Origin of the sequence: Kribbella sp. CA-245084, assembly GCF_050942355.1 — a bacterium.
Taxonomy (GTDB): Bacteria; Actinomycetota; Actinomycetes; order Propionibacteriales; family Kribbellaceae; genus Kribbella.
Genome location: NZ_CP192053.1, coordinates 6,235,306 through 6,258,576 on the forward strand (window position 1 = coordinate 6,235,306; position 23,271 = coordinate 6,258,576).

Consider the following 23,271-nt stretch of genomic DNA (forward strand, 5'->3'; position numbering starts at 1 on the left):
GCGGCGAGGGCGTCCAGCGGGTTCCGGCTTGTGAGGAGGACGGCGCTGGTCGGCGTACCGGGGAGGAGGGCCGGACCTGCGCCGCGGACGTAGCAGCAGGAGCGCAAGCTGCGGACACAAACGCGGCGCCGGCGTGGGGACCGCATTTCCGTCGACGGCGATCTCGGGCGGATCGAGGGTGCGGAACTACGGCGACCTAGTCTGGCAGTTATGGATGTCGTGCTGGGGCCTGTGAGGGAAGACGATGTGGCGTTGCTCCAACGGTTTGCGGTCGAGCCGGGGTTGATCGGGCTGGACTGGAACGGGTTCCGCGATGCGCAGGGTCCGGTCCGAAGGTTTGCCGAGGATGGGTTCCTTGGTGAGGAGGACGGGCGGCTGATGGTCCGGACCGGTGCGGAACCAGGTGCGGAGACGGCGGGGCTGGTGAGTTGGCGGTCGGGGTCGTTCGACGGGAGGACGAAGTACTGGGAGATCGGGATCGCGCTGCTGCCGGAGTATCGCGGGCGTGGGATCGGGTGGCGGGCGCAGGCGATGCTGACGGCGTACCTGTTCGAGCACACGCCGGTGCAGCGGATCCAGGCCGCGACGCATCCGGAGAATCTGGCCGAGCAGAAGTCGTTGGAGAAGGCGGGTTTCCGGCTCGAAGGCGTGATCCGCGGGTGTGAGTTCCGGGCCGGGCGGCTGCGGGACGGGTACCTGTACAGCCGATTGCGGGACGACCCGGCACCGGAGCTCGGCAACGGTTCGGTGACGGCGAGCGGATTGAACCCTCTGGCGCACTAGTCTCGGCGGGTCGCTGCACGCTTACTCGGCGTGCTTCTGCGACATTGAAAAAAGCTGAGGGATAAGGGGTCGCCCGTGTCGCGTCGTCGTGGTCTGGTTGCCGGTGCCATCGGTGCCGTGGTGCTGTCGTTCGTGCTTGCCGGCTGCTCGGACGTAGCCGCCAGCGAGACGACTCCTTCGCCATCGGCGACGACCGCTTCCTCGAGTGCAACCCCGACGGCGACTGCGAAGCCCACGGCCAAGCCGACGGTGAAACCAACGCCGAAGCCCAGGGTGAAGCAGAAGCCGGCGTACTACGCGCTCCGCGTGGAGCGGCAACTGGACAAGCTCGGGTACCCGGTCGGCGATATCGACGGTGACATCACCGCGCGCGCCAAGCAGGCGTTGTGCGCGTGGCGCGAGACGAACGGGCTTCCGGTGAGCCGCGCCGGGCTGACGCTGAACGACGCTTACTCGGTGCTCAACGCAACCAAGCGCCCCACGCCGACCCGCTCCCCCGGCATCTACGTCAACAAGACCTGCCAGATCCTGTACCAGATCGTCGGGAAGACCTATAAGCGGATCGTCTGGATCTCGACCGGCCAGCCCGGCTACGACACCCCGAACCGCACCGGCACGGTCTGGCGCAAGTGGGCCGGCGCGCACGAGAGCAGCCTGTACGAGGACGCGTACATGTACGACTCCTTGTACTTCCTCAAGGACCGCCCTGGCATCGCCCTGCACGGCTCCCGGGTCAACTCCCTGATCAAGCCGTACCCCGCCAGCCACCGCTGCGTCCGCGTCATGCGCCCCGAGATCCACGAGATCTACGCCGACACCCCCATCGGTACCAAGGTCCAGATCTACGGCGAGTACTAGCCGAGAATTCGGTCCTCGATACAAGACGGACCGCTCAGGCTTTGTCGCGTCACACGAGACGGACCGGGCCTCGCGCTGGCACAGTCTTCTGTATGTCCCTCCCCCTTCAGGACGAGCAAGACCTGGCCTCGGTCACCGCGCTCGCGGCCACCGCGGTCGATCCCGGCGGCGTGCTGCGCATGAAGCTCGTGCCCCACGACCGCATCGCGCAGGCAGAGTCGTCCGGGCTGGGCGCGGCGCCGAGCTGGCACGTCTTCTGCATCGACAACGGGATCGCGTTCACCCCCGACCTCGGCGTACTCGGCGATCAGCGGCTGCGACCTGATCTGCGCGCCGCGCGGGTGCTGGGCGACGGCCTGGCCTGGGCTCCGGCGGAGTTCTACGAGCAGTCGGGCGCGCTCTCTGCGTTGTGCACGCGTGGCCGGTTGCGCGAGACGGTCCGTGATCTGGCAACGCTCGGAGTCAGCGCGACGGTCGGCTGCGAGGTCGAGTTCGTGCTCACCGCCGCCGATGGGTCTGCGCTGGGCGAGCGGCCGTGGAACTGTTACGGGGTCACCGCGGCCTTGGATCGGGAAGAGTTCCTGCTCGGCCTGCTCGACGACTTCCGGGCTGCGCGCCTCGAGGTCGAGCAGTGCCACGCGGAGTACGGCGACAGCCAGTACGAGATCTCCTTTGCCCCCGCCGATCCGCTGGCCGCAGCCGACGCCACTGTGCTCGCCCGGATCGTGATCGGCCGTGCGGCGCGGCGCGCGGGGCTGGCTGCGTCGTTCTCGCCGGTACCGTTCGCGGGCGGCAGCGGCAACGGCGCCCACGTGCACGTTTCGCTCGACCGTGACGGCGTACCGCTGTTGTCCGGCGGGCACGGGCCGCACGGGCTGACCGCCGAGGGCGGCGCGGCGATCGGCGGCATCGTCGCCGGGCTGTCCGACGTGATCGGTGTACTGGCCGGGTCGGTGCTGTCCGGCGGACGGTTGCTGCCCGATCACTGGTCCGGCGCCTTTCCCTGCTGGGGCCTGGAGAACCGCGAAGCGGCGGTCCGGTTGTGCGCGGTCGCGGCGGGCAACGCGAACATCGAGGTCAAATGCGTCGACCCGGCAACCAATCCCTATCTCGCCGTCGCGACGGTGCTCGGCCTGATCGCGGACGGACTGCGGCGCGAGGCGCCGTTACCCGCCGAGGTGACGACACATCCGGCTGACGCCGGGCACCCGACGCTGCCGGCCGACCAGTCCACCGCCCTCGACGCTCTCCAGGATTCGGCGCTGGCCCGTCGGATCCTTGGCCCGGACCTGCTGTCCGCGCTGCTCGCGGTACGGCGCCACGAGGTCGCCGTCTTCGCCGGCCAGGAGCCGTCCGCAGTAGCCGACCGGTTGCGGTTCTCATGGTCCGCATGAGCCGCGAAGGAACCGCCACGGAATCACTGCTGGCCCGGGAAGACGCTGCCATCGGCGACTGCCTGAAGATCCGCTTCTACCCGTTGGTCGTGGAACGGGCCGAGGGTGTGACGCTGACCGATGCCGACGGCAACGAGTACCTCGACTTCATCGCCGCCGGAGGGGTGGTGCAGACCGGCTACCGGCATCCCCGCGTGCGCGAGGCGATCGTCGGCGAGCTGGACACGTCGTGGTCCACGATGCACTGTTGCTATCCCGGCCGCCGGGCAGTGGAACTCGCCGAACGCCTGTGCTCTTTACTGCCAGGGGATTTCCGGAAGAAGGCCTGGTTCGGCACCACCGGGTCGGATGCCAACGACTGTCTCGCCAAACTGCTGCCCGTGGCGACGGGCCGGCCGCGGTTGATCTCGTTCACCGGCGCGTACCACGGCCAGACACTGGGCTCCGCCAGCTTGTCCGGGCATTCAGCGCAAGCCCGGGTCCTCGGCACCGGCAACGTCACCAAGATCCCGTACCCCGATCCGTACCGCCCGATGGATGCCAGCAGCTCCGCGTCGGCGTCCGAGCAGGTTCTGACGTACCTGAGCGAGCGCGTACTGACCAGCATCTCGCCTGCCGCCGACACCGCCGCGATCGTGCTCGAACCGATCCAGTCCGACGGCGGGGACATCGTGCCGCCCGACGATTTCCTCCCCGGCCTGCGTCAGCTCTGTGACCGGCACGGCATCTGGCTGGTCTTCGACGAGGTGAAGACCGGCCTCGGTCGCACCGGCGCGATGTTCGGCTTCCAGCACAGCGGCGTCGTACCCGATGCGGTGTCACTGGGCAAACCGCTCGGCGGCGGGCTGCCGCTGTCGGCCGTCGTCGGCCGGGCCGAGCTGTTCGATCACGACGTACCGAACCTGTTCACACTCGGCGGTTCCCCGGCACCGGCGGCCGGCGGCCTTGCGGTGCTGGACGTCCTCGCCGACGAGAACCTGATCGTCAATGCGAAGGTGCGCGGCGAGCAACTCCTGGAAGGCTTGCGGGAGCTGCAATCCCGGCACCGCTTGATCGGCGACGTACGAGGACGCGGGCTGCTACTGGGTGCCGAGCTGGTCGCCGACCGCAAGACACGCGAGCCCGCGGCGACTGATGCCGCTCGGCTGGTCTATCGCTGCTTCGAACTGGGGCTGATCGTCATGTACACAGGGCTGCACAGCAACGTCATCGAACTCACGCCGCCGCTGATACTCACCGAGGAGGACGCGCTGCGCGGGCTGGACATCCTCGACCGGGGGCTGACCGATATCGAGTCAGGCACCTTCGACGACACGAAGCTGGCCGGTTATGCCGGCTGGTGACCTCGCGGAGTTCGTGACCGGACTGCCGCTGATCGACCATCACTGCCACGGCGTGCGGACCGGCACGACGACGGACGCCGAGTTCGAACTGCTGGCCACCGAATCGGACTGGCCCGCCCCGCCCGGTACCTCGGTGTTCGACAACCCGTTCGGCATCGCCGTACGGGCGCTGTGCGCGCCGCTGCTCGACCTGCCGCAACACTGCACGGCCGAGGACTATCTGAGGCGACGCGGCGAACTGGGCGACCAGGAGGTCAGCGCTCGTCTGCTGGCCGCGAGCGGCACGGACAGATACCTGCTCGACACGGGTTTTCGTGCCTCCACCATCATGTCGCCGCCCGCGATGGCGCAGTTGACCGGCGCCGTCACTCAGGAGATCGTGCGGTTGGAGGCGCTGGCCGAATCGATCGCGCCAGACTCGACAGCGGCCGGTTTCGCCAGTGCCTTCGAGGACGCGCTGGAACTGGCGCTCGAGCATGCCGTCGGCGTCAAGTCGATCATCGCCTACCGGTACGGGCTCGACTTCGACCCGGCCCCGCCGACGAACGCAGAGGTGACGGCGGCCGCCGGCCGATGGCTGGCAGGAATCCAGGCAGGTGGCCCGGTCCGGCTCACCGATCCTGTGCTGCTGCGGCATCTCCTGTGGCGCGCGGTCGGGTTCGGCAAGCCCATCCAGCTGCACGTCGGCTTCGGCGATGCGGACATCGTGCTGCACCGCTGCGATCCCTCCTACCTCACCGAGTTCGCGCACGCGACCCGCGAGACCGGCGCGCAGCTGATGCTGCTGCACTGCTACCCCTACATCCGGGAGGCCGGGATTCTCGCTCAGCTGTTCCCACACGTGTGGCTGGACACGTCGTCCGCGGTCTCCCACACCGGCCCGTCCAGCGAGACGCTGGTGCGGCAGTCGCTGGAGATCGCGCCGATGCACAAGGTGCTCTACGCCTCGGACGCGTTCGGCCTGCCCGAGCTGTACCTGTGCGGCGCTCAACTCTGGCGCCGCGCCGTCGGCCGGGTCCTCGGTGAGTGGCTGGCCGAGGGTTTCGCCGGCGAAACCGACGCCCGTCGTTATGCCGAGCTGCTGGGACGCGGCAACGCGATCCGCGCGTACGGTCTGGAGTAGCCATGGATCTGGAACAAGCACTTGCCGCGCAACTGGGCGCGGCCGTCGAACTGCGGCACCGGCTGCACGCCGATCCCCGCCCCAGCGGCAAGGAACACGACACGGCCGAGCTGCTGATGGCTGAGCTGGGCGTCGTGGACGCGCCCGATATCGCCGGTGGCCGGATCGTCCGCGTCGGCGATCCGGACGGACCTGCGATCGCGGTGCGCGCCGAACTCGACGCGCTGCCTGTTGCCGAGAGCAACGACGTACCGTGGGCGTCACGCAACGGTTCGGCGCATCTGTGCGGGCACGACGTACACATGGCGGCGCTGGTGGCGGTGGTGCGGGCGCTGCGCGTCGTCGGGCCACCGGTTCCGCTGGTCGCCGTGTTCCAGCCACGCGAGGAGACCGTGCCTTGCGGTGCAAAGGATCTGGCCGGGTCCGCTGAGCTGTCGACCCACGACATTCGCGCTTTCCTCGGCGTACACCTGCAACCGCGCCTTGCCGAGGGCCGGTTCTCCGCGGCGCCGGGGCCCGTCAACGCGTCCGCCGACGAGTTCTTCGTGACCGTCACCGGTACGCCGGGCCACGCGGCGTACCCGCACCTGACCCGCGACCCGGTGCTGGCCGCGGCTGCGACGGTGATGGCGTTGCAGACCGTGGTTTCGCGACGCCTCGACCCGACGCATCCCGCCGTACTCTCGGTCACCACGATCTCGGGCGGCGACTCGCCGAACGTGGTGACCGGGGAGGTCACGTTCTCCGGCACGATCCGCGCGTTCCACCAGTCCGACCGCGACGAAATGGTGCGGCTGCTCACCGAGGTCAGCTCGTCGACGGCCGCGGCGTACGGGTGTTCCGCGCGGGTGCGGGTCGGCTTCGGGGAGCCGGTGCTGACCAACGACGCGGACCTCGCGGCCGCTGCGACGAAGGAATTGGTGGCCGCAGGATTCGAATCAGCGCCACCCTACCTGTCGTGCGGCGCGGACGACTTCTCCTTCTACGGCACCCGATATCCGTCGCTGATGGTCTTCCTCGGCGTCGGTTCAGGCGGTCCGGGCCTGCACCATCCCGGCTTCCTGCCCGCGGACGAGATGGTCGCGAAAGTAGCCAAGGCAATGCTCGCCGGCTACCTCGCGGCGACGAGGATGCCTGCGGTCTAGCCTCTGATCTGCGGCTGCCACATTTCGTAATTTCCGCATTCCGCGGTGATCTCGGCCGTTTCCTGAGCTGCGGCGAGAAAGTCGTCGACCATTCGCGAACTACGCGATTCCGCCACCGCGAGGAAGACCTGTTCAGGCGCCAGTTCCGGGATTGGTACATAGCTGATGTCGGGGCGTGAGTAGAACACGGTCTCCGACCGTCCGACGAACGAGATGCCCCGGCCTGCCGCGACGTGCTCGAGCTTTTCCTCCACCCCGCGCGCCCGGAGTCCGGAGTCGGTGTGCGGGCGTCTGGTGGGCTGCGTGCTCGGGTCGGCATGCCAGACCACCGGCTCACCGTTCAGGTCTGATTCGGCGACCTCCTCCTTGCCGGCCAACCGGTGGTCGCTGGGCAGCGCCACCATGAGCGGCTCGGTGTAGAGCGGAGTCAGGCGCAGCCCGGTCTCATCGACGGGCAGCCGCACATAGCCGACGTCGACGCGGCCTTCCAGCAGCATCAGGGCCTGGTCGTCCCATTCCATCCGCTGCACGTCCACGACCACATCCGGGTTCCGGGCCTCGAAGACCCGCGCCGCCGGGATGACCGGGATGCCGGTCCGGAAGCCGATCACCAGCCGCTGGCTCCCGCGGCCGGCCACGGACACCCTGCGCTGGACCGCGCGCACCGAGGCGAGCAGCGGACCGGCGTCGTCCAGCAGCTGGCGACCCGCGTCGGTCAGCTCCACGCCGTGGCTGTCCCTGGCGAACAGCGGGGCACCGAGATCCTTTTCCAGAGCACGGATCTGCCGGCTGAGCACCGGTTGCGCGATATGCAACTCCTCGGCGGCGCGGCCGAAGTGCAGCCTATCCGCGACAGCGACGAAGTAGCGCAGCTTGCGCAGGTCCAGATCCATGGAGCCTCCCGGTCCGGCAATGCTCTCAAGGTATCACCACGGCTGAAAGAGGTCTTGGACACGCACTCCGGCCGGTGGCATTGTCAATGGGGCACGAGCGAATTCAATCAAGGGATTCCGCACCGGCTTCTTGCCGGGAATAGGCGGGAATGCCGTGCTGTCCAGCTTCAGAAGGCAGGAACACCATGAGCAGCGTCAGTTTTATCGGCCTAGGCGGAATGGCCCGCGCAATAGCGGCTCGCGCACTAGCGGCCGGCAATTCGGTCGAGCTCGTCGGCCGCGACGCGGCCAAGGCCACGGACCTGGCCGGCGAGCTCGGCGGCGGGGCCACGGTGGGGACGTTCGGCACCGTCCCCGCAGGCGACGTCGTCGTCCTCGCCGTGCCGTACTCCAGCGCCGTCGCGGTCGTCACCCAGTACGGCGATGCGCTGGCCGGCAAGGTCATCATCGACATCTCCAACACCTTCGACGCCGACGCAACCGGACTCGTCACGCCTGACGGCACCTCCGGAGCGCAGGAGATCGCCAAGGCCGCACCGGCGAGCGCGCATGTCGTGAAGGCGTTCAACACCGTCTTCGGCCACGTCCTGGCCAAGGGCCGTCCGTTGGACGTGCTCTTCGCCGGAGACGACGCGCGGGCCAAGACCGACGTGTCGACGTTCATCGAGAGCCTCGGGCTGCGTCCGCTCGACGTCGGCGGCCTGGAGATGGCCCGCTGGCTGGAAGGTGTCGGGCCGCTGCTGATGGGCCTGGCCCGCCACGGCGCGGGGACCTTCGACATCGCCCTCGGCGTCGACGTTCTCGGCTGAGCGCAACCCATCACTCACCTACCCACACAAGGACACAGCGTGCGCGTCTTCGTCGCCGGCGGGACCGGCCATTCCGGTTCATACATCATTCCCGAGCTCCTCGCCGCCGGGCACGAGGTCACTGCCCTGGCTCGGTCGGACACCGCCGCGGAGGCGCTGTCCGCTCTCGGCGCGAAGGTACGTCTCGGCGACCTCCAGGATCTCGACGGGCTGAAGGAGGCGTCCGCGGACGCCGACGGCGTCATCCACGTCGCACACCGGCAGGACCTGCTGCCCTCCGGCGGGATCGCCTCCGTGGCCGCCGCGGAGGTCCCGATCATGCACGCGTACGGCGAGGCGCTGGCGGGCACCGGGAAGCCGCTCGTCGCGGCAGGGAGCATCGGCTCGCCGGGGAATCTGGGCCGGCCGGCGACCGAGGACGACCCGGCCCTTCCTGTCGGCAACGAGCACCGGGCCACTCTGCGGGCTCGTAACGTCGTGGAGACCGCCGTTGTCGGCCTCGCTGAGCGGGGAGTGCGGGCATCGGTCGTGCGGCTTGCCAACATCGCACACAGCACGACCGATCGTTCCGGCTTCCTCGTACAGCTGATCGCGCTCGCGAAGGAGAACGGCTTCGCCGGCTACCCCGGAGACGGCGCGAACCTGTGGAACGCCGTACACGCCCGCGACAGCGCCTCCTTGTTCCGGCTGGCGCTGGAGAAGGGGCCGGCCGGCAAGTACTGGCACGCGGTCGGAGACGGGGGCATCCCGCTCCGCGCGATCGCCGACACCATCGGCAGTCGTCTGGGCCTGCCCGTCGTGAGCGTGCCCGTCGACGAGCTGGTGCTACCTGGGTACTTCGGGGCCCTCGCGAACATCGTCACGCAGACCTACCCGGCCTCGAACCTCATCACTCGCCGAACCCTCGGCTGGGAACCGATCCAGCCCGGCCTGCTCGCCGATCTGGACAACGGCCACTACTTCCCCGCCAGCTGACGGCTGTTCCGGGTCTACATCAATTCAAGGGAGTAATCGTGGGAAAGCTCGATGGCAAGGTAGCTGTGATCACCGGCGGATCAACCGGTATGGCGCTGGCCGGCGCCGAGTTGTTCGTGGCCGAAGGAGCTCATGTCTTCATCATGGGCCGGCGGAAGGACGCGCTGGACGACGCCGTACGGCAGATCGGCCGCAACGTGACCGCGGTGCAGGGCGATGCGGCCGACCTCGACGACCTTGACCGTTTGTACGAAACGGTCAAGAACGAGAAGGGCTCGATCGACGTCCTGTGGGCCAGCGCAGGGATGGGCGAGCCAGGCAAGCTCGGTGAGATCACCGAGGAGCAGTTCCATGCCGCGTTCTGGCTGAACGCGCGCGGGACGCTGTTCACGGTGCAGAAGGCCCTGCCGTTGATGAACGACGACGGCTCGATCTTCATGACAGGGTCGAACGCCTCACTCGGGGCCTTCCCCGGCTGGAGTCTGTACGCCGGGAGCAAGGCCGTGCAGCAGGCCTGGGCCCGCGTGTGGCTCAACGAACTGAAGGACAGGCGGATCCGGGTAAACGTCTTGACCCCCGGCCAGGTCGCGACAGCAAAGCAGGAAGAACTGTTCGACGAGGCAACGAAGTCGGCCTTCGAGTCCCTGATCCCACGAGGAAAGATGGGCCGCCCCGAGGAGATCGCTGCAGTCGCCCTCTTCCTCGCCTCCAACGACTCCAGCTACGTAAACGGCCTAGAACTAGTCGCCGACGGCGGCACCACAGCGATCTGAATCGAGGACCAGGAAGAGTAGGCACCATCATGAGCAGCGTCAGTATCATCGGCTCGGGGAACATGGCCAGCACCATCGGCACCCTGGCAATCGCGGGCGGCCATACCGTCGAGGTGATCGGCCGAGACCCGGCCAAGTCCGCGGCCCTGGCCAAATCGCTCGGCGGCGGCGCCACGGCAGGGACATTCGGGGCCGCCCCGACCGGCGACATCGTCATCCTCGCGGTCCTGTTCGACAGCGCCGTGCCTGCGGTCCGCGCGTTCGGAGACGCGTTGGCCGGCAAGATCATCGTCGACATCACCAACCCGTTCGATGCCACCGGCACCGGGCTGGCCGTCCCGCACGACACCTCCATCGCGCAAAGGGTGGCCGAGGCCGCGCCCGCGAGCGCCCATGTCGTGAAGGCGTTCAACACCCTGTTCCGCCACGTGCTGGCCCAAGGCGGCCCAGTGGACGTGTTCATGGCCGGCGACGATGCGCAGTCCAAGGCGAGCGTGTCAGCGTTCATCGAAAGCCTCGGACTCCGCGCCCGGGACACCGGCGACCTGCGCATGGCCCACTGGCTAGAGGGAGCGGGCGTGTTGACAATGGGCTTGGCCCGCCACGGCGTAGGAAACTTCGACTTCTCCCTCGGCATCAACAACCTCGGCTGAGCGGCCGCCAACGCTGGTGGTTAGTGGCGGCGTTCTATGTGGGGTTTGAGGGTGCCGTCGTAGGGGTTCGGGGGTAGGCCTTGGAGGAGGTCTGGTAGGTGGAAGGTTTGGAAGAGGGAGAGGTCGAAGAAGGCGACTGCGTGGATTATTGCGGTGGCGGTGAGGGTTAGGACCTGGATCTGGAAGGCGCGGTGGATGTTGTCGCGTGGGTCTCGCATGTAGACGGCGAACGCGGGGAGGCCGTTCGCTGTCAGGGGGACGAGGTACTGGTCGCCGGGGCGTTCGGCCGGGCAGTGGGTGGAGATGAGGCGGCCGATGTCGCGGGCGCCGCGGAACCAGGAGGTGAACGGCGGCATCTCCCAGATCGCGTCGTCGGTGAAGAGCGTGACGATCGCGGGTACGTCGTACTGCTCGAACGCCGCGCGATACCGGCTCAGCAGAGCTTCGTCCGGGACGACGGTCGGCGCCGCGACGACCGGTACGGGACGTACGTCGCCCAGCAGCGTCGTGACGCGGGCGGTGGGCCAGCCCTCGATGTCGTGGAGGATCGTGGCGGCGCGCGAGAGCGGGGCAACGCGTTGGAGGGCGGCGATCAGGCCGAGGTCGATCGGGCGGCCGTCCATCAGGTGCTCGGGGATGGGCTCGAGCCAGAGGATCTCCGAGCTTTCCGAGAGTGCGCCCTCCGGATGCGCACTGGGAGCGGCCAGGTCGGACGGGAGCGGACGCGTCCCGGCGCGGGCGAGACAGGCGAGAGTGGCATCCCCGTAGGTGGATACGCCGCCGGCGATTTCGACGGCGTCCGTGATGGACCCGAGCATGCGGTAGCAGTGCGCGATCAACCCGGAGTCGTCCATACCTACTCCATCTGCGGTCAGTTCGGGGTGTGCTTCTGTTCGATGGCGTCGAGCAGCCAGGACAGGCCTGGCTCGAAGCTGTCGGACTGGGCGGCGAACCCCTCGCGCAGCAGCGGGGCGATGTGGGGGTGGTCGCCGCTTTCGGCTCGTTCGGTCAGGTAGGTGTTGACGGTCGTGGTCCACTCCCCGGCGGCGTTCGGATCCGTCGGTACTGCGCGGCGCTGGGCGGAGATGCGGGTGACGTAGCCGACGGTGTAGTCGTTGACAGCCGTCGCGATGCTCCACGCCTCGTCCGTGGTGACCGACAGCGGCGCCAGCGCGCGGATCCACTCGTCGAGGACGCGGAGCGTGTTCGGTCCGAGCTGGATGCGGTCGACCAGCAATTCGATCGACCAAGGGTGCGCCAATCCCTGGTCCCTGGTACGCCGGGCGATCGCCTCGAGCGCACTGCGCCAATCCTCAGGCAGATCCGCACCGAGCACGCTCTCCCCGGCGAGCTGGTCGAACATCAGGTCGAGCAGGTCGTCCTTGCTCGACACGTGACCGTACAGACTCATCGGCCTGACGCTCAGTCCCGCCGCAACGCTGCGGATCGAGACGGCGTCGAGCCCGTCCCGGTCGGCGATCGCGATCGCTGCCTGCACGATGGAGTCCCGGGTGAGCGTCCGCCGCCGCGGCTGGCGATCGTTCCGCGCCCAGACCGGTCCCGCAGGCTGGGTTTTGTCGTCAGGTGACGAGGGGAGCGCCATGTTCGGCATCGTACGACCCCGGTACGGCGACATCGAGCCGCCCGGTCACGGAGTCGGCGGCGGTACCGGGTACCCGCCCGCGAACGCATCGAACTCGGCAGCATCCTCCGCGGCGTCCGACTGCTTCTTCTCGCCGACGAAGAACAGCACCCCGACCACGACCAAGCACACCGCGATCCCCGCAAACACCCACTGCCGCGAGATCCCCGCGCGCAGGTCGATCGTGCGAGCCGTCGCGACCGCCAGGATCCACAGCAACGACAACGGCATCAGCCGCGTCCAGCCGAAGTGCATGAACTGGTCGTACCGCAGCCGCGGCAACGACCCTCGCAGCCAGATGAACACGAAGATGAAGCACATCACCTTGCCCATGAACCACAGGACCGGCCAGTAGCCGCTGTCGGCGCCGTCCCAGAAGCTGATCGGCCAGGGCGCATGCCAGCCGCCGAGGAACAGCGTGGTCGCCAGCGCCGACACCGTCGCCATGTTCACGTACTCCGCGAGGAAGAACAGCATGAACTTCGCCCCGGAGTACTCGGTGTGGAATCCGCCGACCAACTCCCCCTCGGCCTCGGGCAGGTCGAACGGCGCGCGGTTGGTCTCGCCGACCATCGAGATCACATAGACCACGAACGACGGCGCCAGGATCAGCCCGTACCAGATCCGGTCCTGCGCCGCGACGATCTGCGCGGTCGACATCGATCCGGCGTACAGGAAGACGGCGACGAACGAGAGCCCCATCGAGACCTCGTACGAGATCATCTGGGCACTCGAGCGCAGCCCGCCGAGCAGCGAGTACGTCGACCCGGACGACCAGCCGCCCAGCACGATCCCGTAGATGCCGACCGATGCCATCGCGAGCACGAAGATCACGCCCACCGGCAGATCGGTCAGCTGCAACGGCGTGCGGATATCGCTCCACGGCAGCCGAACCGTCGGCCCGAACGGGATCACCGACCAGGTCAGGAACGCCGGAACCACGACGATCAGCGGCGCGCACAGGAAGATCACCTTGTCGGCCGTCTTCGGGATCAGGTCCTCTTTCAGGATCAGCTTCATACCGTCGGCCAGTGACTGCAGCAGGCCGAACGGACCGTTGACGCTGGGACCGATCCGCTGCTGCATCCGCGCGACCACGCGGCGCTCGGCCCAGATGTTGAAGAGCGTCAGCAGCATCAGGATCACGAAGATCAGGACCGCCTTGAGCAGCATCAGCCACCAGGCGTCGTGGCCGTACTGCGTCGGCCCGGGCATGAGAGATCACCTCATCAACTCGACTCTTAACAGATACGGTGTATCAGTTAAGGGTGTCGAGTCGCAAGCCGATCAGCTCGTCGGCCACTCCCGCTGCTGGTGGTCCTCGAGGTGAGCCGCCAAGGCCAGCGCGGTCAGGTCCTGGTGGTGAGGCACGGCCAGCTGAGCACCGATGGGCAGGCCCGACGAGGACCAGCCGGCGTTGACGGTGGTAGCTGGGTGGTGAGACATGTTGTACGGGACGGTGAAGGCGATGTGTTCGAACGGCTTGGAGGGGTCGTCGGTCGGATACGCGAGCTCGGCCGGGAACGCGGTGATCGGCGCGACCGGCGACAGGATCACGTCGTACGCCGCGAAGACCCGCCCGACCGCGGCCGCCATCGCACCCATCTGGCTGTAGCCGTGGAAGACGTCGATTCCGGACAGATCGCCCGCCGTCGACACCCACTCCCGGATCTGCGGGAGGACCTTCGCGCGCCGCTCCTCCGGCAGCGCCGCGATGTCTGAGGCCGAACGAATCCGCCAGAAGCGATCCAGCCCGTCGAGCATCTCGCGGGTGATGATCGGATCGATCGGCTCGACCCGAGCACCGGCCTTCTCGAGCTGACTCGCGGTCGACGAGACCGCCGCCGCGACCTCGGGATCGACGGGCAGGCCAAGGCCTGCGTCCAGCAACAGAGCGACCCGGAGACCCTCGACGGCGATCTCATAGCGGTCCGAGGCAGCCGGCAGTGACGTGTAGTCCCGCGGGTCGTACCCCGAGATCACCGACAGCGCCAGCGCCGCGTCGGCCGCCGTACGGGTGAGTGGCCCGATCGCCCTTCCAGGGTAGGGATTCCCGACCGCGACCCGCCCGTGCGTGGGCTTGATCCCGACCAGCCCGCACCACCCCGCCGGCAACCTGATCGAGCCGCCGATGTCGGTCCCGAGGTGGATCGGACCGTAGCCGGCCGCCGCAGCGGCCGCCGCGCCCGCACTCGACCCACCGGCAGTCTTGCTGACATCCCACGGATTACGCGTCAGATGATGGAACGTCGACACCCCCGACGAGAGCATCCCGTACTCCGGCATCGTGGTCTTGCTGAAGATCACCGCCCCGGCGTCCCGCAGCCGCGCTGCAGCCGGCGCATCCTCCACGGCTGGGACCAGCTCTGTCGCCGCGGTCCCCTGCGGCACAGGCGTACCCCGGGTCGCGATGTTCTCCTTCACCGTGACCGGTACGCCGTCCAGCGCGCCCGCCGTACCGTCTCGCCAACGGCGCTCCGACTCCTGAGCCGCCGCCCGCGCACCACCCGGATCCAGCGCATAGAGCGCAGAGATCCGAGGCTCGAGCTGTTCCACCCGAGCCAGCACGTCCTCGATCACCTCGACGGGTGACAGCAAGCCATCGCGGTACTTTGCCAGCAGTTCAACGGCCGTCAGATCGGCGAGATTCATGCACACCCCTCAGTTCGGTGGGTCGAAGCGGCCGTCGACCGCGGTCCAGCCGCCGTCGACCGCGAGTACGCTCCCGGTCACGAAGCTCGCGGCATCGGACGCGAGGTAGACCACCGCGCCCGCCAGCTCGCTCGGTTGGGCCCAACGACCGAGCGCGCCTTTCTGCGCGTAGGCGTCGTACCAGCCCGGATCGGCCTTGATCTGCGCGGTGAGCGGGGTCTCGACGACGCCGGGTGCGATCGCGTTCGCCCGTACGCCGGACGGTCCGAGCTCGGCCGCTGCCGTACGCAACAACTGCACGAGCCCGGCCTTTGTTGCCGCATACACCGATTGCCCCGGCTCGACAGTCGTCCCGCGGATCGAGCTGAACCCGATGATGCTGCCGCTCCCCCGCTCCGCCATCCCCCGCCCGAACGCACGGATCAGGTCGAACGAGGCCCGCAGGTTCAGCGACACGACCCGGTCGAACTCTTCGCCGCTGTAGTCGAGGATCCGCTTCCGCACATTGGTCGCCGCCGTGAACACCAGCACGTCGACGGGATCCAGCTCACCAACCGCCCGCGCGATCGCCGCGTCGTCCAGCACATCCAGCTCGTACGCCCTGAGCGCGGTGCCCGCCGTCTCGCGAGCCGCCGCGATATCCCGATCCGCGCACGTGACCCGCGCTCCGTGCGCAGCCAACGCCAGCGCGCTCTCGCGTCCGATCCCACTCCCCGCGCCGATCACCAGCGCGTGCTTGCCATCAAGCCGGAACAGATTCGCGTACTCCATGCGGGCCACCTCTCACGGGCGCGGGCGGATGATCGCCATGCGGGTTGTGGTCAGTTCCTCGATCGCGAAGCGTGGTCCCTCGCGACCGGTACCGGAGTCCTTCACACCGCCGTACGGCATGACGTCGGAGCGGAACCCGGGTACGTCGTTGATCACCACTCCGCCGACCTCGAGCCGGTCGATCGCGGCGAACGCGGTGTCCAGCGACGACGTGAAAACGCTCGCGTGCAGGCCGTACCGCGTCTCGTTCACGGCCCGCAGCGCGCTGTCGATATCGGGCACGGACCGCACCGCGATGACCGGCCCGAAGATCTCCTCGTCCCACGCCGGCAGACCGCTGGGTACGTCGGTCAGCACGATCGGCCCGAGTACGTCGCCCGGCGCCTCGTACGCGATCGACCCGCCCGCGTGGACAGCATCGCCGACCCACTCGCGGACCCGATCGGTGGACGCGGGGTTGATCAGCGCGGACACCCGCGTCTCCGGATCGCGCGGGTCCCCGACGACGACGGTCGGGAGGCGAGCGCCGAGTTTGTCCAGCAATGCTTGGCGAACGGACTCGACCGCGATCACGCGTTGGACCGATATGCACGCCTGACCGGACGCGTAGTACCCACCGCGTACGATCGCGTCGGCGGCCGCGTCGAGATCGGCATCCTCGGCAACGACCAGCGCCGAGTTGGAGCCGAGCTCGAGCAGAACTTTGGTCGGAGCTGCATCACGCGCGATGCGGTGACCGACCGCGGCGGATCCCGTGAACGAGACGGCGCCAACGCGACCGTCGGTGGTGAGGGTCGCGCCGACGTCAGCCCCGCCGGTCACGAGCTGCACCGCACTCTCCGGCGCTCCCGCGTCGGCGAGAGCGGAGCGCATCAGGTGGACCAGCCACAGGGTGGCGAGCGGCGTCTGCGGCGCGGGCTTCACGATGATCGGGCAGCCGGCCGCGAACGCAGGCGCGAGCTTGTGTGCCGCGAGCAACAACGGGTAATTGAACCCGGTGATCCCGACGACCACACCGATCGGCTTCCGCACCCAGAAGCCCTGCAGCCCTTCACCGCTCGGCAGCAGATCGAGCGGCACCGTCTCGCCGTGCAGCCGAGCGACCTCCTCGGCCGACGTCTCCAATGTCAGCAGGGTCCGATCGATCTCCACCCGGCAGTCGACCAGCGGCTTGCCGGTCTCGAGCACCAGCAGGTCTATGAACTCGTTGCGCGCAGCAAGGACCGCGGAATGCACGCTCTGCAAGACTTTCCGGCGCAGGTACGACGGAAGCCGGCCTACCGTCTCGCAGACCGACAGAGCGTTGTCGAGCGCCGCCCTCGCGAGCTCGACGTCGCCGACCGGCGCGTCCGCGACCGTCGAACCGTCGTACGGGAAGATCACCGGAGCCGTGGCCGGCGCCTCGATCCAGGCCTCACCGATCGGCAGGCCGGCTGGGAACTTCACGCTGGATCTCCCTTCGCGAGCAGGTCTGACGTAGTCGCCCCGGAGAGGGCGCGCTGAAGCGTGGGGATGGCGGAGACCAGGCGCTGCGTGTACGGGTGCTGCGGGGCGGCGTACACGTCGCCGGTGTAACCGGTCTCGACGATCTGGCCGGCGTTCATGACGGCCACGCGGTCGCAGACGTGCTTGATGACGGACAGATCGTGCGAGACGAACACGAGCGTCAGGTTGAGCTCGTCGACCAGGTCGGAGATCAGGTTGAGGACCTGAGCGCGGACCGATACGTCGAGGGCGCTGACCGGCTCGTCCGCGATCAGGATGCGCGGACGGGGCGCGAGCGCACGCGCGATCGAGATGCGCTGACGCTGGCCGCCGGAGAACTGATGCGGGTACCGGTCGCCGGCGTCCGCGGACAGGCCGACCGCCTCCAGTAGCTCGCGAACGCGTTCGCCCGAGGCGGGATGACCTTGGACGACGAGCGGCTCGGCGATGATGTCGCGGACACGCATCCGCGGGTCGAGCGAACTCATCGGGTCCTGGAAGACGAGCTGGAGGTTCTCGCGGAGGAAGCGCAGCCGACGGTCGGACAACCGGGTGATATCGGTGCCTTCGACAATCACGTTGCCGGAGGTCGCGCGGTCGAGGGCCGCAATGATGCGCAGCAGCGTGGACTTGCCGCAGCCGGACTCGCCGACGATGCCGAATCGCTCGCCCTGCTTGACCTCCAGGCTCACGCCACGCAACGCATGGACCACTGGAGCCGGCTGGAACAACGAGGTTCGCGGCCGCGGGTAGTCACGGACGAGATCGACGACCTGGATCGCGGTCGGCGTCTCGAGCTCGTGCGTCGTCGGGATGTGTTCAGGCATCGGTCACCCCCGCTGGGTGATGGCAGGCGAAGCCCTCCGCCTCGTCGCCCGACCACGGCGGAGACTCTTCGCACAAGGCAGTTGCGTGGGCGCAGCGGGTACGGAAGACGCAGCCGGACGGGAACTTGCCCGCGGGTGGCACGTTGCCAGGGATCGTGGTGAGTCGACGGGACGTCGTGTCGAGGTCGGACGCCGCGAGCAGGCCCTCGGTGTAGCGGTGGCGGGGACGCGTGAACACGTCGACGACTGGCCCGGATTCGACGACGCGTCCGCCGTACATCACCAGAACGCGTTCGCAGACGGTCGCGACGACGGCCAGGTCGTGGGTGATGAAGAGGAGTGCGGACGACCGGTCCATGACGCCGCGCACGATCAGGTCGAGGACGAGGGCCTGGACGGTGACGTCGAGCGCGGTGGTCGGCTCGTCGCAGATCAGGAGGGACGGATCGTTGGCCAAGGCAAGCGCCAGGACGACCCGTTGACGTTGGCCGCCGGAGAGTTGGTGCGGGTACGCACGCAGGGTGTCGGTCGGGAGTTGCACGCGTTCGAGGAGCTCGGCCGCGGCCTCACGGGCTGCGGATTTGGGCCTGGTCTGATGGATCAGCATCGCTTCGGCGATCTGGTCACCGATCCGCATGGTCGGGTTGAGCGCGGTCATCGGCTCCTGGAAGACCATCGCGATGTCGCGGCCGCGGACCTGCGACATGCGGCGTTCGTCGGCGCCGATCAGCTCGTGGTCGACACCGTCGAGGCGGACCGAGCCGCCGGCGTACACGTCCTCGGGAAGCAGGCCGAGCACGCTCAATGCCGTCAACGACTTGCCCGACCCCGACTCCCCGATCAGCCCGACGCGCTCCCCCGCGCCGACCGTCAGGTCGACGTCGGACACCAGCGCCGTGTCGCGAACTGTCACGGACAACCCGCGAACCGTCAGCACATCGCTCATCGGCGGTCCTCCAGTTTCGGGTCGAAGCGATCGCGGAGGCCGTCGCCGAGGAGGTTGAAGCCGAGGACGGCGATGGCGATCGCGATGCCGGGGAAGATCGCCAGCCGCGGGGCGCTGAACAGGAACTCCTGGCTCTCCTGCAGCATCCGGCCCCACGACGGTGTCGGCGGTGGCGTGCCGTATCCGAGGAACGACAGCGCCGCCTCCGCGAGTACCGCGATCGCGAACGACACGGACGCTTGTACGGTGATCAGGCTGGTCACGTTCGGCAGCACGTGCCGGATCGCGATCGGCCCGGGTCGCCGTCCAGCCGCACGGGCCGCGAGTACGTACTCCGTCCGCATCACCTGCAACGCGCCGCTGCGGATCACGCGCGCGAAGCTCGGCACCGAAGCGATGCCGATGGCAACCATCGCCGTGAGTGTGCTCGCTCCGAAGACCGCGCCGAACATGATTGCCAGCAGCAACGCCGGGAACGCGAGCAGCAGGTCGTTGGCGCGCATGATGGCCTCGCTCGGCCACCGCCGTACCATCGCCGCCACGATCCCGAGCGGTACGCCGATGACCGCGGCGACGCCGACCGCGACCACGCCGACGAACAGCGTCGTCCGCGAGCCGACCATGATCTGGCTGAGCACGTCGCGCCCGAACTTGTCGGTCCCGAACCAATGCGACCACGACGGCTCCAGCAACCGGGACGCGGGCGTGACGAGCGTGGCGTCGTACGGGGTCCAGACGAAGGAGATCAGCGCCATCAGGACGATGACGCCGACGATCACGCCGCCGACGATGAGGCTCGGGTTCAGTCGCTTCATGACGCCGTCCTCAGGCGCGGGTCGAGGGCGACGTACAGGAGGTCGACGATGAAGTTGACCAGGAGTACGGCCAGGACGAGGACCATGACTACGTCCTGGACCAGGAGGAGGTCGCGGTTCGAGACGCCGTCGAGGAGGAGGCTTCCTAGGCCGGGAATGACGAAGACTCGTTCGACGACGACTGCGCCGATGAGAAGCGTCGCGAGCTGGAGGCCCAGGACTGTCACGACGGGGACGGCGGCGTTGCGGAGGCCGTGCCGCCACAACGCCTGGAACGGCCTGAGTCCCTTCGCCCGTGCGGTCCGCAGGTAGTCCTCACGCAAGACGTCGAGGACTGCACTGCGGACGTAGCGGGTGAGGACGGCGCCTTGGACCAGGCCTAGCGCGAGGGCCGGGAGGATCAGCTGCTTGAGAAACATCCCGGGGTCTTGTGCGGGCGGCGTCCAGCCGTTGGCCGGTAGCCAGCCGAGCTTGACCGCGAACACGACGATCAGCAGGATCCCGGCGAGGAACGCCGGTACGGCGACGCCGACCTGGGAGACCGCGGAGAGGGCGAGGCCGGACAGCTTGCGATGCCGCGCGGCCATCACCGTCCCGGCCGGCACAGCGACCACCAGCGCGATGATCATGCCGGCGACGACCAGCCACAGCGTCACCTGCAGTCGGTCGAACACCTGCGGCCCGATCGCCACCTTCGACACGTACGACGTACCGAGGTCGCCGTGGAGCAGTCCGCCCAGCCAGTCGAAGTACTGCGTCGGCAGCGGGCGGTCGAGGCCGAACTGCTGCCGTAGTTCGGCCACCGCTTGATCGGATGCGTTCACGCCGAGCGCGACCCGGGCGGGGTCGCCCGGCAGCACCGCCATGAACGCGAACACCAGCACCGAGCTCACCGCAAGACTGATCAAGAACACACCGGTGCGCTCGATCAGGCGGAGAATCATCGGGCGAGCTTGGAGAGATCGAAGTTCTCGGTGATGGCGTTGGTCGGCAGGCCCTTGATGAACTTGTCGGCGACGATCAGGTTCGGCAGCAGGAACAGCCAGTCGGCCGCGGCCTGCTCGGACAGCCGGCGCGCAGCCTTCTTCATGTTGTCGACCTGGGCGGCCTCGTCACCGGAGTCCGCCGCGGCGAGATAGCCCTGCAAGGTCGGATCGTCGTACCGCGTGTAGTACTTCGCGTTGAAGACCGCGCCCAGGTCGCGGGGCTCGACGTGCGCGATGATCGACATGTCGTAGTCGGCGTTCTTGAAGACCGTGGTCAGCCAGGCCGCCGGGAACTCGAGCTGGTCGATCTGCACCTTCAGCCCGGCCTGCTCCAGCATGCTCTTCACGACCTGGCCGCAGGACGTTGCGTACGGCAACGTCGGCAGCCGCAGCCGGAGGGTCTTGCCGGCCGCACCGGATGCCTGCAGCAACGACTTCGCCTTGGCCAGGTCGAACGGCGCGACGCCGGTGAGGTCCTCGTACCACGGGTCGGTCGGCGGGACCATGCTGCCGATCAGCTTGCCGCGACCGGCCCAGCATGTGTCGAGGAGGGCCTTGTGGTCGATCGCCATCCGGATCGCCTGACGGGTCCGGAGGTCCTTGAACACCGGCCGCGAGTTGTTGAACGAGAGCAGCACCTCGCCGTTCGTCGTCCCTTCGATCACCTGGTACTTGTCGTTGCTGGTGAACTGGCTCAATGCCTCCGGCGCCTGGACCGTGCCGATCACGTTGATCGTGCTGGTCAGCAGCGCGTTGTTGAGCGCGGTCGCGTCCTTGAAGTACTTCAGCGTGATCTGCTGGAAGAACGGCTTGCTGCCCCAGTAGTCGTCGTTGCGGACCATGACGATCGAGTCGCCGCGATTCCACTTCGAGAACTTGAACGGGCCGGTGCCGACCGGGTCGGTCGCCAGCGCGCTGACGCCGCTCTCGGAGAACATCGCGCCGATCCGGGTGGTCATCCGGAACAGCCAGTCGTTGCTCGGCTTGGCCAGCGTGACCTGCAACTGGGTCGGGGACAGCGCCTTCGCGGACGTGACGACGTCCATCGCGGCCTTCAGCGAGATCGTCCATGCCGTCTTCACCCGGTTGATGCTGAACACCGCGTCGCTCGCGGTGAACTGCTTGCCGTTGGTGAACTTCGCGTTGTCGACCAGGTCGAAGGTGTAGGTCTTGCGGTCCGGCGACACCGTCCACGACTTCGCCAGCGACGGCACGATCTTGCCGGAGTCGTCCTGCTTGACCAGCGTCTCGTACACGTTGCCGAGCAGCGCCTGCGGGATCGCGGCGCCGTCGGTGGTGGTGAAGTCCAGGCTGGCCGGCTCGGCGACCAGGCCGATCGACAGCTTCTGGTCCCCGCCGGGCGAGCTGCCGGACCCGCCGCCCGACGTACTCGAACCTGCTGAGCAGGCGGTCAGGGCCAGCACCGCCGCGGAGGCGACGAACGCGACCGCCCGAATGCGAAACGACGACTTCACGCCAACTCCTTCAGAGGCAGTACTACTGCGGCTACTGGTCCGACCAGTGGACTAGGTATCACTGGGCCACTAGATTTGTCCCTGCTCAAGTGCCTGTCAAGCGACTAGGGGGTGCGCCGGATGACAACTGGACCGAAGTTCAGCCCGGTACAGCCCGTGCGCGCGTACGAACGGATCGTCGAACAGGTCGAGGACGCGCTGGCCAGCGGCGACCTGGTCCCGGGGCAACGGCTGCCGAGCGAGCGCGAGCTGGTCGCGCAGTTCGCCGTCAGCCGGTCGACCGTCCGCGAAGCGCTGCGGGTCCTGGAGAGCAACGGCGTGGTCCGCTCCCGCCCCGGCGACCCGAACGGTCCGGAGATCCTGCCGTTCTCGCAGTCCGCGCTCCGCAAGCAGATGGTCCGCCTGGCCCGCGTCGACGAACTGACCCTGAGCGAGCTGATCGGGTTCCGGATGATCATGGACGGCGCCGCGATCCAGGTCGCCTCCAGATTGCGTACGCCGGAAGAGCTCGACGAGCTGGAGGAGACGCTCGTCGCGATGCGCGCCGCGATCGACGTCGACTTCGACGCGTTCAGCCAGGCCGATCTCGCCTTCCACGAGCTGATCGCGCGGATCAGCCGCAACTCGTTGATCCAGACCTGCAACGAGGTCGTCCGCGGCGTCGTACTCAGCCTGATCTCCGACAAGATCGCCCACGCGCCGAACAGCCGCGCCCTGATGCTCGAGTCGCTGCACCACCACGCCGACGTCGTCGACGCGATCCGCACCGGCAACGGCCACGCCGCCGCACGGCTCGCCCGCCAGAACATGTACGACTACTACGGCGGGTACGTGCCCGACTCCGAGCAGGAAACGTTGCGTGCGCTCGTAGAGGACTGAGCGCATCCCATGGCATTCTGACGGGACCGGTTCATGGGTGGGGG

Annotated in this window: 23 protein-coding genes; 11 read left to right on the forward strand and 12 right to left on the reverse strand. The window is 68.2% G+C overall.

All coding sequences use genetic code 11. The annotated features are described in order from the left end of the window. Window positions 1-210: 210 nt before the first annotated feature. From ACQPYH_RS29615 to ACQPYH_RS29640, 6 genes are all read left to right on the forward strand, one after another. The gene (locus ACQPYH_RS29615; protein ID WP_432877863.1) at window positions 211-783 is read left to right on the forward strand and encodes a GNAT family N-acetyltransferase; all 573 of its coding nucleotides are present in this window, start codon (window positions 211-213) and stop codon (window positions 781-783) included. Window positions 784-858: 75 nt separating this feature from the next. Further along, window positions 859-1,641: a L,D-transpeptidase family protein gene (locus ACQPYH_RS29620; RefSeq protein ID WP_432877865.1), complete on the forward strand. Its 783-nt coding sequence runs from the start codon at window positions 859-861 to the stop codon at window positions 1,639-1,641. A 92-nt stretch (window positions 1,642-1,733) separates the two neighbouring features. Continuing rightward, entirely contained in the window at window positions 1,734-3,035 is a 1,302-nt protein-coding gene (locus ACQPYH_RS29625; protein ID WP_432877868.1) for a hypothetical protein, read from the forward strand. Next, window positions 3,032-4,378, forward strand: a complete 1,347-nt coding sequence (locus ACQPYH_RS29630; protein WP_432877871.1) for an aspartate aminotransferase family protein — start codon at window positions 3,032-3,034, stop codon at window positions 4,376-4,378. The genes ACQPYH_RS29625 and ACQPYH_RS29630 overlap by 4 nt, the downstream gene beginning before the upstream one ends. Beyond that, window positions 4,365-5,501, forward strand: a complete 1,137-nt coding sequence (locus tag ACQPYH_RS29635) for an amidohydrolase family protein (RefSeq protein WP_432877874.1) — start codon at window positions 4,365-4,367, stop codon at window positions 5,499-5,501. The genes ACQPYH_RS29630 and ACQPYH_RS29635 overlap by 14 nt, the downstream gene beginning before the upstream one ends. Window positions 5,502-5,503: 2 nt before the next feature. Further along, window positions 5,504-6,646, forward strand: coding sequence for a M20 metallopeptidase family protein (locus tag ACQPYH_RS29640; RefSeq protein WP_432877877.1), 1,143 nt, complete (start codon window positions 5,504-5,506; stop codon window positions 6,644-6,646). Here ACQPYH_RS29640 and ACQPYH_RS29645 read toward each other — a convergent pair. After that, window positions 6,643-7,539 carry a LysR family transcriptional regulator gene (locus ACQPYH_RS29645; protein ID WP_432877879.1) on the reverse strand — a complete coding sequence of 299 codons (897 nt, stop codon included), beginning with the start codon at window positions 7,537-7,539 and terminating at the stop codon, window positions 6,643-6,645. The genes ACQPYH_RS29640 and ACQPYH_RS29645 overlap by 4 nt on opposite strands. 185 nt (window positions 7,540-7,724) lie before the next feature. On the opposite strand from ACQPYH_RS29645, the gene ACQPYH_RS29650 reads away from it, so the two are divergent. From ACQPYH_RS29650 to ACQPYH_RS29665, 4 genes are read left to right on the forward strand one after another with little or no spacing between them, the layout of a single operon-like run. Continuing rightward, window positions 7,725-8,348 carry an NADPH-dependent F420 reductase gene (locus ACQPYH_RS29650; protein WP_432877882.1) on the forward strand — a complete coding sequence of 208 codons (624 nt, stop codon included), beginning with the start codon at window positions 7,725-7,727 and terminating at the stop codon, window positions 8,346-8,348. A gap of 39 nt (window positions 8,349-8,387) precedes the next feature. Beyond that, window positions 8,388-9,323: an SDR family oxidoreductase gene (locus tag ACQPYH_RS29655; RefSeq protein ID WP_432877885.1), complete on the forward strand. Its 936-nt coding sequence runs from the start codon at window positions 8,388-8,390 to the stop codon at window positions 9,321-9,323. A gap of 38 nt (window positions 9,324-9,361) precedes the next feature. Continuing rightward, window positions 9,362-10,096: an SDR family NAD(P)-dependent oxidoreductase gene (locus ACQPYH_RS29660; RefSeq protein WP_432877887.1), complete on the forward strand. Its 735-nt coding sequence runs from the start codon at window positions 9,362-9,364 to the stop codon at window positions 10,094-10,096. A 29-nt stretch (window positions 10,097-10,125) separates the two neighbouring features. Next, window positions 10,126-10,749, forward strand: a complete 624-nt coding sequence (locus ACQPYH_RS29665; protein WP_432877890.1) for an NADPH-dependent F420 reductase — start codon at window positions 10,126-10,128, stop codon at window positions 10,747-10,749. A 20-nt stretch (window positions 10,750-10,769) separates the two neighbouring features. Here the strand turns inward: ACQPYH_RS29665 and ACQPYH_RS29670 are convergent, their stop codons facing one another. From ACQPYH_RS29670 to ACQPYH_RS29720, 11 genes are all read right to left on the reverse strand, one after another. Further along, complete coding sequence (locus ACQPYH_RS29670) at window positions 10,770-11,603, reverse strand: hypothetical protein (protein ID WP_432877892.1); 834 nt, start codon at window positions 11,601-11,603, stop codon at window positions 10,770-10,772. Window positions 11,604-11,620: 17 nt separating this feature from the next. Then, the gene (locus ACQPYH_RS29675) at window positions 11,621-12,352 is read right to left on the reverse strand and encodes a TetR/AcrR family transcriptional regulator (RefSeq protein WP_432877893.1); all 732 of its coding nucleotides are present in this window, start codon (window positions 12,350-12,352) and stop codon (window positions 11,621-11,623) included. A gap of 45 nt (window positions 12,353-12,397) precedes the next feature. Further along, complete coding sequence (nuoH, locus tag ACQPYH_RS29680; protein ID WP_432877896.1) at window positions 12,398-13,606, reverse strand: NADH-quinone oxidoreductase subunit NuoH; 1,209 nt, start codon at window positions 13,604-13,606, stop codon at window positions 12,398-12,400. Between the two features lie 72 nt (window positions 13,607-13,678). Continuing rightward, entirely contained in the window at window positions 13,679-15,043 is a 1,365-nt protein-coding gene (locus ACQPYH_RS29685; protein WP_432877898.1) for an amidase, read from the reverse strand. A 9-nt stretch (window positions 15,044-15,052) separates the two neighbouring features. Further along, window positions 15,053-15,814 (reverse strand): SDR family NAD(P)-dependent oxidoreductase, encoded by a 762-nt coding sequence (locus tag ACQPYH_RS29690; protein ID WP_432877901.1) that lies wholly within the window; start codon window positions 15,812-15,814, stop codon window positions 15,053-15,055. Window positions 15,815-15,826: 12 nt separating this feature from the next. Beyond that, the gene (locus ACQPYH_RS29695) at window positions 15,827-17,260 is read right to left on the reverse strand and encodes an aldehyde dehydrogenase family protein (RefSeq protein WP_432877904.1); all 1,434 of its coding nucleotides are present in this window, start codon (window positions 17,258-17,260) and stop codon (window positions 15,827-15,829) included. Next, window positions 17,257-18,126 carry an ATP-binding cassette domain-containing protein gene (locus ACQPYH_RS29700; protein ID WP_137257790.1) on the reverse strand — a complete coding sequence of 290 codons (870 nt, stop codon included), beginning with the start codon at window positions 18,124-18,126 and terminating at the stop codon, window positions 17,257-17,259. Before ACQPYH_RS29700 ends, ACQPYH_RS29695 begins: the two co-directional genes overlap by 4 nt. Beyond that, on the reverse strand, window positions 18,119-19,072 hold the full coding sequence (locus tag ACQPYH_RS29705; RefSeq protein ID WP_432877907.1) for an ABC transporter ATP-binding protein: 954 nt from the start codon (window positions 19,070-19,072) through the stop codon (window positions 18,119-18,121). The genes ACQPYH_RS29700 and ACQPYH_RS29705 overlap by 8 nt, the downstream gene beginning before the upstream one ends. Then, window positions 19,069-19,887 (reverse strand): ABC transporter permease, encoded by an 819-nt coding sequence (locus ACQPYH_RS29710; RefSeq protein WP_432877909.1) that lies wholly within the window; start codon window positions 19,885-19,887, stop codon window positions 19,069-19,071. The genes ACQPYH_RS29705 and ACQPYH_RS29710 overlap by 4 nt, the downstream gene beginning before the upstream one ends. Further along, entirely contained in the window at window positions 19,884-20,831 is a 948-nt protein-coding gene (locus ACQPYH_RS29715; protein WP_432877912.1) for an ABC transporter permease, read from the reverse strand. The genes ACQPYH_RS29710 and ACQPYH_RS29715 overlap by 4 nt, the downstream gene beginning before the upstream one ends. Beyond that, window positions 20,828-22,348: an ABC transporter substrate-binding protein gene (locus ACQPYH_RS29720; protein ID WP_432877914.1), complete on the reverse strand. Its 1,521-nt coding sequence runs from the start codon at window positions 22,346-22,348 to the stop codon at window positions 20,828-20,830. Before ACQPYH_RS29720 ends, ACQPYH_RS29715 begins: the two co-directional genes overlap by 4 nt. 120 nt (window positions 22,349-22,468) lie before the next feature. On the opposite strand from ACQPYH_RS29720, the gene ACQPYH_RS29725 reads away from it, so the two are divergent. Further along, on the forward strand, window positions 22,469-23,227 hold the full coding sequence (locus ACQPYH_RS29725) for a FadR/GntR family transcriptional regulator (protein ID WP_432877916.1): 759 nt from the start codon (window positions 22,469-22,471) through the stop codon (window positions 23,225-23,227). The last annotated feature ends 44 nt before the right edge of the window (window positions 23,228-23,271 follow it).

Bases quoted from the DNA above. Each gene is read 5' to 3' on its own strand.
- ACQPYH_RS29615 (WP_432877863.1), top strand. From the start codon at position 211: ATGGATGTCGTGCTGGGGCCTGTGAGGGAAGACGATGTGGCGTTGCTC.
- ACQPYH_RS29625 (WP_432877868.1), top strand. From the start codon at position 1,734: ATGTCCCTCCCCCTTCAGGACGAGCAAGACCTGGCCTCGGTCACCGCG.
- ACQPYH_RS29630 (WP_432877871.1), top strand. From the start codon at position 3,032: ATGAGCCGCGAAGGAACCGCCACGGAATCACTGCTGGCCCGGGAAGAC.
- ACQPYH_RS29635 (WP_432877874.1), top strand. From the start codon at position 4,365: ATGCCGGCTGGTGACCTCGCGGAGTTCGTGACCGGACTGCCGCTGATC.
- ACQPYH_RS29640 (WP_432877877.1), top strand. From the start codon at position 5,504: ATGGATCTGGAACAAGCACTTGCCGCGCAACTGGGCGCGGCCGTCGAA.
- ACQPYH_RS29645 (WP_432877879.1), bottom strand. From the start codon at position 7,539: ATGGATCTGGACCTGCGCAAGCTGCGCTACTTCGTCGCTGTCGCGGAT.
- ACQPYH_RS29650 (WP_432877882.1), top strand. From the start codon at position 7,725: ATGAGCAGCGTCAGTTTTATCGGCCTAGGCGGAATGGCCCGCGCAATA.
- ACQPYH_RS29665 (WP_432877890.1), top strand. From the start codon at position 10,126: ATGAGCAGCGTCAGTATCATCGGCTCGGGGAACATGGCCAGCACCATC.
- ACQPYH_RS29670 (WP_432877892.1), bottom strand. From the start codon at position 11,603: ATGGACGACTCCGGGTTGATCGCGCACTGCTACCGCATGCTCGGGTCC.
- ACQPYH_RS29675 (WP_432877893.1), bottom strand. From the start codon at position 12,352: ATGGCGCTCCCCTCGTCACCTGACGACAAAACCCAGCCTGCGGGACCG.
- nuoH (WP_432877896.1), bottom strand. From the start codon at position 13,606: ATGCCCGGGCCGACGCAGTACGGCCACGACGCCTGGTGGCTGATGCTG.
- ACQPYH_RS29685 (WP_432877898.1), bottom strand. From the start codon at position 15,043: ATGAATCTCGCCGATCTGACGGCCGTTGAACTGCTGGCAAAGTACCGC.
- ACQPYH_RS29690 (WP_432877901.1), bottom strand. From the start codon at position 15,814: ATGGAGTACGCGAATCTGTTCCGGCTTGATGGCAAGCACGCGCTGGTG.
- ACQPYH_RS29700 (WP_137257790.1), bottom strand. From the start codon at position 18,126: ATGCCTGAACACATCCCGACGACGCACGAGCTCGAGACGCCGACCGCG.
- ACQPYH_RS29705 (WP_432877907.1), bottom strand. From the start codon at position 19,072: ATGAGCGATGTGCTGACGGTTCGCGGGTTGTCCGTGACAGTTCGCGAC.
- ACQPYH_RS29710 (WP_432877909.1), bottom strand. From the start codon at position 19,887: ATGAAGCGACTGAACCCGAGCCTCATCGTCGGCGGCGTGATCGTCGGC.
- ACQPYH_RS29715 (WP_432877912.1), bottom strand. From the start codon at position 20,831: ATGATTCTCCGCCTGATCGAGCGCACCGGTGTGTTCTTGATCAGTCTT.
- ACQPYH_RS29725 (WP_432877916.1), top strand. From the start codon at position 22,469: ATGACAACTGGACCGAAGTTCAGCCCGGTACAGCCCGTGCGCGCGTAC.